10 protein-coding genes are annotated in these 12735 nt (G+C 71.1%); 1 reads left to right on the top strand and 9 read right to left on the bottom strand.

Annotated elements, in window-relative coordinates; all coding sequences use genetic code 11:
* Positions 1-106 precede the first annotated feature (106 nt).
* The gene (gene murA, locus ACFZDE_RS05220) at positions 107-1447 is read left to right on the top strand and encodes a UDP-N-acetylglucosamine 1-carboxyvinyltransferase (protein ID WP_189588613.1); all 1341 of its coding nucleotides are present in this window, start codon (positions 107-109) and stop codon (positions 1445-1447) included.
* A 103-nt stretch (positions 1448-1550) separates the two neighbouring features.
* Here the strand turns inward: murA and ACFZDE_RS05215 are convergent, their stop codons facing one another.
* The 9 genes from ACFZDE_RS05215 to ACFZDE_RS05175 form a co-directional block, all read right to left on the bottom strand.
* Positions 1551-1832 carry an HU family DNA-binding protein gene (locus tag ACFZDE_RS05215; RefSeq protein WP_003990598.1) on the bottom strand — a complete coding sequence of 94 codons (282 nt, stop codon included), beginning with the start codon at positions 1830-1832 and terminating at the stop codon, positions 1551-1553.
* 353 nt (positions 1833-2185) lie between these two features.
* Positions 2186-3619: a malic enzyme-like NAD(P)-binding protein gene (locus tag ACFZDE_RS05210; protein ID WP_391003058.1), complete on the bottom strand. Its 1434-nt coding sequence runs from the start codon at positions 3617-3619 to the stop codon at positions 2186-2188.
* Positions 3620-3951: 332 nt separating this feature from the next.
* A complete protein-coding gene (locus ACFZDE_RS05205) occupies positions 3952-6249 on the bottom strand; it encodes a UvrD-helicase domain-containing protein (RefSeq protein WP_391197591.1) in 2298 nt (765 codons plus the stop codon).
* A 150-nt stretch (positions 6250-6399) separates the two neighbouring features.
* Complete coding sequence (locus tag ACFZDE_RS05200; RefSeq protein ID WP_391197589.1) at positions 6400-7230, bottom strand: zf-HC2 domain-containing protein; 831 nt, start codon at positions 7228-7230, stop codon at positions 6400-6402.
* Positions 7230-7751: a sigma-70 family RNA polymerase sigma factor gene (locus tag ACFZDE_RS05195; RefSeq protein ID WP_010039908.1), complete on the bottom strand. Its 522-nt coding sequence runs from the start codon at positions 7749-7751 to the stop codon at positions 7230-7232. The genes ACFZDE_RS05200 and ACFZDE_RS05195 overlap by 1 nt, the downstream gene beginning before the upstream one ends.
* 351 nt (positions 7752-8102) lie before the next feature.
* Positions 8103-8696: an ABATE domain-containing protein gene (locus tag ACFZDE_RS05190; RefSeq protein ID WP_391197586.1), complete on the bottom strand. Its 594-nt coding sequence runs from the start codon at positions 8694-8696 to the stop codon at positions 8103-8105.
* Between the two features lie 188 nt (positions 8697-8884).
* Positions 8885-10036 carry a uroporphyrinogen-III synthase gene (locus ACFZDE_RS05185; RefSeq protein WP_391003050.1) on the bottom strand — a complete coding sequence of 384 codons (1152 nt, stop codon included), beginning with the start codon at positions 10034-10036 and terminating at the stop codon, positions 8885-8887.
* A 194-nt stretch (positions 10037-10230) separates the two neighbouring features.
* Positions 10231-11616, bottom strand: coding sequence for a NarK family nitrate/nitrite MFS transporter (locus ACFZDE_RS05180; protein ID WP_391003048.1), 1386 nt, complete (start codon positions 11614-11616; stop codon positions 10231-10233).
* Between the two features lie 162 nt (positions 11617-11778).
* Positions 11779-12711, bottom strand: a complete 933-nt coding sequence (locus ACFZDE_RS05175) for a hypothetical protein (protein ID WP_391197584.1) — start codon at positions 12709-12711, stop codon at positions 11779-11781.
* Positions 12712-12735 lie beyond the last annotated feature (24 nt).

Genomic DNA, 12735 nt, shown 5'->3' with positions numbered 1-12735 from the left:
CAGAGCTATGACGTGGCTGGGTCTCACTCAGGCTTACAGAAGGGGGGTGGTGGGCGATTACCCTTTCCCTCCTGGCCCCTGCCCGACTCCATGGAACGCGAGATTCATGACCGTCAACGACGATGTCCTGCTTGTCCACGGCGGAACCCCGCTGGAGGGCGAGATCCGTGTCCGCGGTGCGAAGAACCTCGTACCGAAGGCCATGGTCGCAGCGCTGCTGGGCAGCGCTCCGAGCCGGCTGCGCAATGTTCCGGACATCCGCGACGTTCGAGTCGTACGGGGTCTGCTGCAACTGCACGGTGTGACGGTCCGTCCGGGTGACGAGCCCGGCGAACTGGTGATGGATCCGACGCGCGTGGAGAGCGCCAACGTCGCTGACATCGATGCCCACGCGGGTTCGAGCCGTATCCCGATCCTGTTCTGCGGCCCGCTGCTGCACCGTCTGGGCCACGCGTTCATCCCCGGCCTCGGCGGCTGCGACATCGGCGGCCGGCCCATCGACTTCCACTTCGAGGTGCTGCGGCAGTTCGGCGCGAAGATCGAGAAGCGGGCGGACGGCCAGTACCTGGAGGCGCCCCGGCGGCTGCGCGGTACGAAGATCGCGCTGCCGTACCCGTCCGTCGGCGCCACCGAGCAGGTGCTGCTGACGGCCGTCCTCGCGGAGGGCGTCACGGAGCTGTCCAACGCGGCCGTCGAGCCGGAGATCGAGGACCTCATCTGCGTGCTGCAGAAGATGGGCGCGATCATCGCGATGGACACCGACCGGACCATCCGCATCACCGGTGTGGACCAGCTCGGCGGCTACAACCACCGCGCCCTCCCGGACCGCCTGGAGGCCGCGTCCTGGGCGTCGGCGGCGCTGGCGACCGAGGGCAACATCTACGTCCGCGGGGCGCAGCAGCGCTCGATGATGACGTTCCTGAACACCTACCGGAAGGTGGGCGGTGCCTTCGAGATCGACGACGAGGGCATCCGCTTCTGGCACCCCGGCGGCCAGCTGAAGTCCATCGCGCTGGAGACGGACGTCCACCCGGGCTTCCAGACCGACTGGCAGCAGCCGCTGGTGGTCGCCCTGACACAGGCCACGGGTCTGTCCATCATCCACGAGACGGTCTACGAGTCCCGCCTCGGCTTCACGTCCGCGCTGAACCAGATGGGCGCGCACATCCAGCTCTACCGCGAGTGCCTGGGCGGCTCGAACTGCCGCTTCGGCCAGCGCAACTTCCTGCACTCGGCGGTCGTCTCGGGCCCGACGAAGCTCCAGGGCGCGGACCTGGTCATCCCCGACCTGCGCGGCGGCTTCTCGTACCTGATCGCGGCCCTGGCCGCCCAGGGCACGTCCCGCGTCCACGGCATCGGCCTCATCAACCGCGGCTACGAGAACTTCATGGAGAAGCTGATGGAGCTCGGCGCGAAGGTGGAGCTGCCGGGCAAGGCGCTCGGGTAGCAGGACAGGCAGTGACGCCAAAGGGGCGGCCACCCGGTTCGGGTGGCCGCCCCTTTGATGTCACTCACTGGGTTCGTACACCGCCGGCGTACGAACGGCAGGGTTACTTACCCTTGGCCGCTTCCTTGAGCTTCGAGCCCGCGGAGACCTTCACGCTGTAGCCCGCGGGGATCTGGATGGGCTCGCCGGTCTGCGGGTTGCGGGCGGTGCGAGCGGCACGGTGCGTGCGCTCGAAGGTCAGGAAGCCGGGGATGGTGACCTTCTCGTCGCCCTTGGAGACGATGTCGCCGACGACGTCGGCGAACGCGGCCAGCACGGCGTCGGCGTCCTTGCGAGTCACCTCGGCGCGGTCGGCCAGCGCGGCCACCAGCTCACTGCGGTTCATGTTCTTACTCCCGTGTTCATCTTGCCGTTGAGGCGTCAGATCGAAGCCGATGCTGCCAGGGTCCTCGATGAGTCCCCGGACCCGGGTCCGTCGTCAGACCCTCGCGCCCAGGGACGCATCCTGCCCCTACCTGCGGCGGGAAAGCCAATCCGGCACCCGCAGGAGTCGTGAGAACACCCTTGGGGAGTCACACGAAAAGAGGGCCTGAGCCTTGCGCCACGATAGCTGCGCTGCTGACAGGGTTCTTGCGACGCGCCGGGTTCCCGGCCGCCGTGGGCTTACTCACAGTCGGGCGGGACTGCGCCGTCCGGACCCCGCAGTGGCCCGGACGGCCCCGGACTCAGACCCCGGACTCAGACCCCCGACGTGCTGCCCGCCGACGCGCCGACCGCCTTGGCGGCCTCCCGCACGGCGCCCGCGACGGCGCCCGCGACCTTGTCGTTGAAGACGCTGGGGATGATGTAGTTCGGGTTCAGCTCGTCCTCGGTCACCACGTCGGCGAGGGCCTTCGCGGCGGCCAGCATCATCTCGGTGTTGACGGTGCGGGACTGGGCGTCCAGCAGACCGCGGAAGACACCCGGGAAGACCAGCACGTTGTTGATCTGGTTGGGGAAGTCCGAGCGGCCGGTGGCGACAACGGCCGCGGTCTGGCGGGCGATTGCCGGGTCGACCTCGGGGTCGGGGTTCGCAAGCGCGAACACGATCGCGCCCTCGGCCATCGCGGCCACGTCCTCGCCGTCGAGGACGTTCGGGGCGGAGACGCCGATGAAGACGTCCGCGCCGCGCACGGCCTCCTTCAGGGTGCCGGTGAGGCTCTCGGGGTTGGTGTTGTCGGCGATCCAGCGCAGCGCCGAGTCCGGCGCGGCGTCCACCAGGTCCTCGCGCCCGGCGTGCACCACACCGTGGATGTCGGCGACCACGGCGTTCTTCACCCCGGCGGCCAGCAGCAGCTTCAGGATGGCCGTACCGGCCGCGCCCGCGCCGGACATGACGACGCGGATGTTCTCGATGGCCTTGCCGGTGACGCGCAGGGCGTTGGTCAGCGCGGCGAGGACGACGATCGCCGTGCCGTGCTGGTCGTCGTGGAAGACGGGGATGTCCAGGGCCTCACGCAGCCGGGCCTCGATCTCGAAGCAGCGGGGTGCGGAGATGTCCTCCAGGTTGATGCCCGCGAAGCCCGGGGCGATGGCCTTGACGATCTCGACGATCGCGTCGCTGTCCTGGGTGTCCAGGCAGATCGGCCAGGCGTCGATGCCGGCGAACCGCTTGAACAGGGCCGCCTTGCCCTCCATCACCGGCAGCGCGGCCTTCGGGCCGATGTTGCCCAGGCCCAGCACGGCGGAACCGTCCGTCACGACCGCAACGGAGTTGCGCTTGATGGTCAGGCGGCGGGCGTCCTCCGGGTTCTCCGCGATCGCCATGCACACTCGGGCCACGCCCGGGGTGTAGACCATGGACAGGTCGTCACGGTTGCGGATGGGGTGCTTCGACGCCATCTCGATCTTGCCGCCGAGGTGCATGAGGAAGGTCCGGTCCGAGACCTTGCCCAGCGTGACGCCCTCGATGCCGCGGAGTTCCTCCACGATCTCGTCGGCGTGCGCGGTCGACGACGCCGCGATGGTGACGTCGATGCGGAGCTTCTCGTGACCGGACGCGGTGACGTCGAGGCCGGTCACCGAGCCTCCGGAGGACTCCACGGCGGTGGTGAGCTGCGAGACGGCGGTTCCGCTCGCGGGCACCTCCAGCCGGACCGTCATCGAGTAGGAGACGCTGGGCGCCGTTGCCATGGCCGACTTCCTCTGCTTTCACCTGAGCCTGAGTTGTGCCGTCCGATCGTCGCACCTACCGCTGGGTAGCAGGTAGCCGCCCTGGATTGCGAACGTTTTGTTCGCGGAATGGGCCAGCAAAAAGAGACCCACGTCACGCGGACGTGGGTCTCTTTCCCAAGTAAGCGGCACCGACCCGCCATGCTCGCCTCGCGGCAAGTGGTCGCTCGTAGCGACGAAGGTTGGGCCCGGGGGCTTGGATCGGGCCGGCGCCACATCCAGGCTAACAAACAGATCCCGTAAGGCCATTCCCGTACCGGTAGTTCATTTCGCCGGTAAGTGGGTATCGGGCCTCAGTCCCTGAGCAGGTCCGGAACTCCCGCCGCGTCGGGCTCGTCCCGGTCGGCGGAGACGACCGTGAGCTGCTGGGTGGCGCGGGTCAGCGCGACGTAGAGGACGCGCAGGCCGGCCGGGGACTCGTCGGCGATCTCCGCCGGGGAGACCACGACCGTCGCGTCGTACTCCAGGCCCTTGGCCTCCAGGCTGCCGAGGGCCACGACCCGGTCGCCGAGCCCGGCGAGCCAGCGGCGGGCCTCCTCGCGGCGCTGCATGGCGACGACCACGCCGACCGTGCCGTCGACGCGCTCCAGCAGCCGGGCCGCCTCGTCGCGCACGGTGGCGCCCAGGGTGTCCTCCACCACCGTGAAGCGGGGTTCGACTCCGGTGGAGCGGACCGCCTTCGGCGAGACGGAGCCGGGCATGGCGAGGGCGAGGACCTTCGAGGCCAGCTCGGCGATCTCGGCCGGGTTGCGGTAGTTCACCGTGAGCTCGAAACGGCGGCGGGGGCGGGTGCCGAGCGCCTCGTCGCGGGCCTCGGCGGCCTCGTCCGGGTCGGACCAGGAGGACTGGGCCGGGTCGCCGACGACCGTCCAGGTGGCGTGCCGGCCGCGGCGGCCGACCATGCGCCACTGCATCGGGGTGAGGTCCTGGGCCTCGTCGACGATGACATGGGCGTACTCGACGCGCTCCTGCGCGAGGCGTTCGGCGCGCTCGCGCTGCGACTCCTCGCGCACCGGCATCAGCTCCTCAAGGCCGGTGAGCTGGTCGAGCGGGTCGAGTTCACGCTTCCTGCGGGGGCGGGCCGGGGCTCCGAGGACCGCCTGGAGCTCGTCGAGCAGGGCGATGTCGTGCACGGACCGGCCCTCGCGCTTCAGGGAGCGGGCGACCTTGCGGACCTCGCCCGGGTTGAGGATCCGCCGGGCCCAGCGGCCGAGGCGCCGTTCGTCGGCCATGGCGTCCAGGACGGCCGCCGGGGTCAGCTCCGGCCACCAGGCGTCGAGGAAGGCGATGAAGGCGTCCTCGGAGGTGATGTCGTCGTCGAAGGAGGAGCGCAGCTCGGCCGCGAGTTCGGGGTCGGTGTGCCGGCCGGCCGCGCCGGAGCGCTCCCACAGGGCGTCCAACAGGAGCTTGCGGGCGCGCGGGCGCAGCAGGTTGACGGGGGCGGTGCCGCCGAGGGCGGAGCGGCGGACGCCGTCCAGTTCCCCGGCCTCCAGCTCCAGGCGGCGCCCGAAGGCGACCACGCGCAGCCGGGCCGGCGGGTCGTTCAGCTCCAGGGCGCCGCGCGCGGCCTTGCGCAGCACCTTGAGCATGCGGGAGGAGCCCTTGGCGCGGGCCACGGACGGGGAGTCGTAGAGCGTGGCCTCGCTGCCCTCGACCAGGGAGCCGATGGCGCGGATGGCGACCTGGCCCTCCTCGCCGAGGGAGGGCAGCACGCCCTCGGTGTAGGCGACGAGCAGCGGGGTCGGGGAGACGATCAGGATGCCGCCCGCGTAGCGGCGCCGGTCCTGGTAGAGGAGGTAGGCGGCGCGGTGCAGGGCGACGGCGGTCTTGCCGGTGCCCGGCCCGCCCTCGACATACGTCACGGAGGCGGCGGGGGCGCGGATGACCAGGTCCTGCTCGGCCTGGATGGAGGCGACGATGTCGCGCATGGTGTGGCTGCGGGCCTGGCCGAGCGCGGCCATCAGGGCGCCGTCGCCGATGGCGGGCAGCTCGTCGCCGTCGAGGTACGCCGTGAGCTCGGGGCGCATCAGGTCGTCCTCGACGCCCAGCACCCGGCGGCCCTTGGAGCGGATGACACGGCGCCGGACGACCCGGCCGGGGTCGACCGGGGTGGAGCGGTAGAAGGGGGCGGCGGCCGGGGCGCGCCAGTCGATCACCAGCGGGGTGTAGTCCTGGTCGAGGACGCCGATGCGGCCGATGCGCAGGGTCTCGGCGATGTCGGCGGTGTTGTCGGGGCGTACGGCCCCCTCCGCGGGCTCGACGGCGGTGTACGCGCCGTCGGGGCCCTTCTTGCCGTCCTTGCCGGTCAGCAGGTCGATACGGCCGAAGAGGAAGTCCTCGAACTCGTTGTTGAGCCGGTTGAGGTGGATGCCCGCGCGGAAGACCTGGGCGTCCCGCTCGGCGAGTGCGCCGGGGGTGCCGACCTGGCCGCGCCGGGCCGCGTCCTGCATGAGGAACTCCGCCTCGTGGATCTTCTCCTCGAGGCGCCGGTACACCCGGTCCAGGTGTTCCTGTTCGACGTCGATCTCCCGGTCACGAACCGAGTCGTGCACCGAACCGACCGCGCCTTGTCTGTGAGCCTGAGCGGCCACCGGGCCCCCTTCTGACGTGCTGGGCAGCCGTCAACCGTACGCGAAGGGGACCCCTGGAAGCTACGGGCCGACGGCAGGCGCGGGACCTTCGCCCCCATGGCGCCTGCCGTACGGCCGAACAGTCCTACGGGACCGTTGTCGCCGCGGGCCCTACGCGTCGACCTCGACCAGGCGCTTGCCGTCGAAGGTCACGACCTCGAAGTGGTCGATCTCGTTCGGCTCGAAGGCGGCGCCGCCCTGGACGTACAGGGGCTCCTTGGCCTTGTCGGACTTGGCGTCCGGGAGGCCGTAGCCCCACTCGGGGACGGACCAGGAGGCCAGGGTCTCCCGCTCGCCGTTCTTGCCGACCGCGACGACGGCGCACTTCAGCGGTCCCTTGACGTTCTTCAGCTCCAGGACCATGCCGGTGCCCCAGTCCTTCTTCTGGACGGCGACGGTGGCGGAGACCTTGGTGGTCGGGTCGGTGGCCGAGATCTTGTCGGAGATGCCCTCGAAGGCCGTCTTGGCGGGACTCGCCGCGAGCGGGCGGTTCTCCGCGCCGCCACCGCTGTCCCCGCCGCTGGTCGCGACCGCGACGAAGGGGCCCCCGATGATCAGCGCACCGGCCGCGGCCACCATGTAGAAGCTGCGGCGGCGCTTCTGGGCGCGGCGGTCGGCGACCTCGTCGACCAGCTTCTCCACCAGGCGCGGGCGGGGCTTCGCGGACAGCGACTCGCCGATGGCGGGGGTGCTGCCGGAGCCGGGCAGATCGGCGAGGGCGGCGAGCATCGGCTCCATGCCGGCCAGTTCGTCGAGCTGCTGGGCGCACCATTCGCAGGTGGCGAGGTGGGCTTCGAAGGCGGTTGCCTCGGCGTCGTCGAGGATGCCGAGGGCGTAGGCGCCTACGGTCTCGTGCTCGTTCGGCACCGGGGACTCCTGCATGGGACCAGACATACCCATGCCTCCCGTACCGAATCCCTGATTACCCCCGTACACACTCATCACGCCGTCACCCCCCGCTCCTCCAGTGCCAGCTTCATCGAACGCAGGGCGTAGAACACCCTGGAGCGGACGGTTCCGCTGGGTATGCCCAGGGTCTCGGCCGCCTCGTTGACGGTACGCCCCTTGAAGTACGTCTCGACGAGCACCTCCCGGTGGGCGGGGGTCAGGTCGTCGAGTGCGTCCGAGAGAGTCATCAGCCACAGCGCCTTGTCGATCTCGTCCTCCGCGGGGATGACCTCCAGCGGCGACGGGTCGACCTCCTGCGGCCGGGCCTGCCGGCTGCGGTGGCCGTCGATGACGATGCGCCGGGCGACCGTCACCAGCCAGGGGCGTACCGATCCGGTCGCTCGATTGAGCTGGCCGGCGTTCTTCCAGGCACGGATGAGCGTCTCCTGCACGACGTCCTCGGCGCGCTGCCGGTCTCCGGCGACCAGGCGCAGGACATACGCAAGCAGGGGTCCGGCGTGTTCGCGATAGAGCGCACGCATCAGCTCCTCGTCGGGTTCCGAGGGCTGGGACATGCGATGTCGGGCCCTCGGTGCTCGTTCATTGGCCACGACGGAATCCTTGCGCACGCCCACCTCCGATGTCCGGGGGTTCCCCCAGTCGGTCGCTCCACATGCCGTACGGACGGGAGCGGTTGGGCGTTCAAAGCGACCCGACAGATTTCTTCGGGATGTCGTGACGAGCGGGACATGGAGTCACATTCCAACCCCGCGTTCTTTACATTTCCGCCACATCGACACGTTCGAGCCGGGCCTTCCCTACGGTGGCGTAGGTAAACGGCATGTAATCGAAATCACTTCGACGCCGAGGTCGCAGAAGTCGCATTTAGGACAAGGGAATTGAGTGCACGGACCATCCAATTCCGTTTAGGCGCGGGCGAGTGCGGCGCGGCGGCGGTGCCGGGCGACGCGTTCGCGGTTCCCGCAGACCTCGCTGGAGCACCAGCGCCTCCTGCGCCCCCGGGAGGTGTCGAGGTACACGATGGGGCAGTTGTCCCCCTCGCACTGGCGCAGCGCCGCGCGGGCGGCGGGGTCGGTCAGCAGGTCCACGGCGTCCCGGGCCACGGCCGCGAGCAGGGCGGCGCAGCCCGGCGGGCCGTCCAGCCGCCGCAGCAGCCTGCCGCCCTCGCCGCGAACCGCGCGCGGGGCCGGGGGCGCGGCGCCGGCCAGCTCGTTGACGCGGGCGAGGGCGAGGTCGTAGGCCGCCGCTCCGGGTTTCGGCCGGCAGCGCACCAACCGGTCGATCTGACCGCGCAGTTCACGGAAGGCCGGCAGCCAGCCGGGGTCGGCGTGGGCCAGTTCGGTGTCCGGCGGGACCAGCCCGGACCCGGTGATCCAGGCACGCAGCACGTCCACCGAGTCGAGCCGTTCCTCCGGATGCGTGGTGGAGAGCAGGTCCAGGCAGATCCGCCCGGCGTCGAAGCGCAGCTCGTAGGGGGCCGTGGCCGTACCCAGTGCCATGTGCCTGTCACCGCCTAGGGTTCGGTGAGACGCGCCGCGCGGAACACCGACGAGAGGCCCGAGCAGCCGCTCCCTCCTACAGTGCCTGCCCGCCCCGCCGCCGGAAACCCCTCACACACGCCTGCTCCCGTGCCCCGGCCGGGAGCGCGGTGGCGGTTGTCGTGATCCGGCCCAGCCCCAGGGCACGGTCACGCGTCCGCGTACTTCGTCTCCGCGCTCGGGTCCAGGGCCAGGCGGTAGCCGCGTTTGACCACGGTCTGGATCAGCTTCGGGGTGCCGAGGGAGGTGCGCAGGCGGGCCATGGCCGTCTCCACGGCGTGCTCGTCGCGGCCGGAGCCCGGCAGGGCGCGGAGCAGGTCCGCGCGGGCTACGACCCAGCCGGGCCGGTGGGAGAGGGCGCGCAGGAGGGACATGCCGGCGGGCGGGACCGGCTTGAGGTCGCCGTCGACCAGGACGGCGTGGCCCCGGATCTCCACCCGGTGCCCGGCGACGGGGAAGGAGCGTGCCCGCGCGGGCAGTTCCTGGCACAGGAGCTGGACGAGCGGGCCGAGCCGGAAGCGCTCGGGCTGGATCGTGTCAATGCCGCGGGACTGCAGCGGCAGGGCGGTGACCGGGCCCACGCAGGCCGGCAGGACGTCGTGGCTCAGCGCCGCCAGGACCTCGTCGAGCAGTCCGCGCTCCTCCGCCCGGGAGAGGAGGGAGGCCGCGGCCGGGGCGCTGGTGAAGGTGACCGCGTCCAGGGACCGGGCGACCGTCGCGTCCAGCAGACGGTCGACCGGAGTGATGTCCTCCGGCGGCATCCAGCGGTAGACCGGCACCCCGAGCACCTCGGCCCCGCCCTCCTCCAGCGCCTCCACGAACCCGGGCAGCGGCTCACCGTGCAGCTGGATCGCGATCCGCGAGCCCTCGACGCCCTCCTCCAGCAGCCGGTCCAGCACCTCCGCCATGGACTCCGACGACGGCGACCACTCCTCCGTCAGCCCGGCGGCCCGCACCGCGCCCTTGACCTTCGGCCCGCGTGCCAGGATCCGTACGCCGCCCAGCCGGGACAGCAGCTCCTCCCCCAGCCCCCAGCCGTCCGCGGCCTCGACCCAGCCCCGGAAACCGATCGCGGTGGTGGCCACGACGATGTCCGGAACCTGCTCGATGATCTCCTTCGTCGCGGCCAGCAGCTCGCTGTCGTCGGCGAGCGGCACGATCCGCAGGGCGGGGGCGTGCAGGACGGCGGCTCCGCGTCGCTGGAGCAGCGCCCCGAGCTCGTCGGCCCGGCGCGCGGCCGTCACACCCACGGTGAAGCCCGCCAGGGGCCCGTGGTCCGGTCGCTGTTCTTCCTCGTACATGGCTCTCGTCCCGCACTCGAGTCGTCGTACTGCGTGGGTACGGCGTACCTACATGCCGATCGAGCCTGTCAACGGCTCGTGACAGGCCCGGATCGGCTTGATGTCCACAGTGTTACCGATGCCGTGTTCCGCCGGATCGACGGCGGCGGGCTTCGGCCGGGGGTCCGGGGGCTGTCCCCCGGGTCAGCACAGCGTCACACCTCGGCGTAGCTGAGCTGCGACTTCGCCTCCGAGGTCGCCGTGGTGGCGGGTACCCGGGGAGTCGTACGGCGAAGGTATACGGCCCAGGTGACCACGAAGCAGACCGCGTAGAAGGCGAGGAAGGCGACGAACGCCCCGGTGCCCGAGCCGTAGGAGAGGAAGGACTGGCGGAAGGCGAGGTTGATGCCCACGCCGCCGAGCGCGCCCACCGCGCCGATCAGGCCCATCGAGGCACCGGACAGCCGCCGCCCGTACGCCGCCGCCTCCTCGCCCCGCAGCCCCAGCGCCAGGGCCTTGTTCTGGAAGATGCCCGGGATCATCTTGAACGTCGAGCCGTTGCCGAGCCCGCTGAGCACGAACAGCACCACGAACGCCCCGGTGAACAGCGCCAGCGACTTCTCCATGGAGGCGCCGATCAGGACCGCCGTCGCGACACCCATGGCGACGTAGTTCCACAGGCTGATCCGTGCACCGCCGAACCGGTCGGCGAGCCTGCCGCCGACGGGCCGGATCAGCGAGCCGAGCAGCGGGCCGAGGAACGTGACGTACGCGGCCTCCAGCGGGGTCCGGCCGAACTGGCTCTGCAGCACCTGGCCGAAGGCGAAGCTGTAGCCGATGAAGGAGCCGAACGTGCCGACGTAGAGGAGGGACATGATCCAGGTGTGGCCGTCCCGCGCGGCGTCCTTGGCGGCGCCGGTGTCGTTCTTGACGTTCTCCAGGTTGTCCATGAACAGCGCGGCCATCACGGCGGCCACGACGATCAGCGGGATGTAGATCCCGAGCAGCACCCGGGGACCCCCGCCGGCCCCGATGATCGCCAGCGCGACCAGCTGGGCCACCGGCACGCCGATGTTGCCGCCGCCCGCGTTCAGGCCGAGGGCCCAGCCCTTCTTCCGCAGCGGGAAGAAGGCGTTGATGTTGGTCATGGAGGAGGCGAAGTTGCCGCCGCCGACCCCGGCGAGCAGGCCGACCAGCAGGAACGTGGAGAAGGAGGTCCCCGGCTCCATCACGGCGAACGCGGCGACGGTCGGGATCAGCAGCAGGGCCGCGGAGATGATCGTCCAGTTCCGCCCGCCGAAGATCGCCACGGCGAAGGTGTAGGGGACCCGGACGACCGCGCCGACCAGCGTGACCATCGAGGTCAGCATGAACTTGTCGGCCGGGGTCAGCCCGTACTCCGGGCCCATGAACAGCACCAGCACGGACCACAGGGTCCAGATCGAGAAACCGATGTGCTCGGACAGTACGGAGAAGAAGAGGTTCCGGCGGGCGACCCTCTCCCCGGTCTCCTTCCAGAACGTCTCGTTCTCCGGATCCCAGTGCCGGATCCAGCGTCCGCCCCTGCTCGGGGGTGCGGGTGCCGTACCAGGGCCTGTCATGACGCCTCCACTGTGCTCCGGGGCTCGGGGCCGTACTTCCGGTGACTGAGCCCGAAGGTAGGGAGGGCGCGTTTCCTGCCTGTGGCACCGCGGGTGTCCGCGAGGGAACTTCGCTCTCACCCCGGGCAGGGGCGGGATGAGAGGTTCCGGGCGGTTTCCGCGTCAGTGCCGCGGCGGCTGCCAGTGGGGGTTCTGCTGGGGGTGGGGCTGGGGCTGCTGGTACGGCTGGGGCTGCTGGTAGGGCTGGCCGTACGGGCCCGGCGGCTGCGCGGCATAGGGGCCGGGGGCGGGCGGGCCCGGGTAGGGAGGCTGAGCGGGCTGGCCGCCGTAAGGAGGCGGCGCGGGCTGGCCCGGGTACGGCGGCTGGGCCGGCTGGCCGCCGTAGGGAGGCGGGGCGGCGGGCTGGCCCGGGTACGGCGGCTGCGCGGGCTGGCCGCCGTAGGGAGACGGGGCGGCCCCACCGTACGGTCCGCCCGCGAACGGGTTGCCCTGTCCGGGCGGCTGCGCCCCGGGCGGCAGATACCGCAGCCGCCCGTTCTCGTCCTGCACCGGCGTGAAGCCCGCCGCCTGCAACCGGGCAGCGAACTTGGCGTTCCGCTTGCGCGTCACCACCAGGCCGATACCGAAGACCGCCATGAGCAGCAGCCAGATCACACCGGCCACGACGAAATCGTCCGACTGCCCGCCGAAGCGGAAGGCGAGGACCACACAGCCGATGCTGACGCCCAGGGCGCCGTACCCCATGCGCTTCTCGGCGTGCTTGCCGGTGAGGTCGAAGTTGATGCGGGCCTTGAGCAGCTCGAAGGCGTCGGGCACGAGCGGCGGCAGGGAGACACCGTCGGCCGCGTCGGGGTACCGCGCCCAGTTCTGCCCCGCCCGGGCCCGGGCCTGCGGGCTCGGGTCGGGCAGGATCAGCATGGTGAGCGCGCCGTTGCGGCCGCTGCTCTGGCGGACGTCGGCGTACTCGTAGCCGAACTGCTGGGCGACGAAGGCCAGTCGGGCGAGCTTCTTCACGGACGCCATCGGGCTGGTCAGCTCGACCGGCTCCCCGCTCGCCATCAGCCGCAGCATCTTCTGCATCTGCCGCTTACTCATCCCACCGCTCCCCCGGATCACTTC

Source organism: Streptomyces sp. NPDC007929 (assembly GCF_042959065.1).
Taxonomy (GTDB): domain Bacteria; phylum Actinomycetota; class Actinomycetes; order Streptomycetales; family Streptomycetaceae; genus Streptomyces.
Note: the sequence above shows the minus strand (reverse complement) of the source record. Positions and strands in the feature narration are given on the sequence as shown.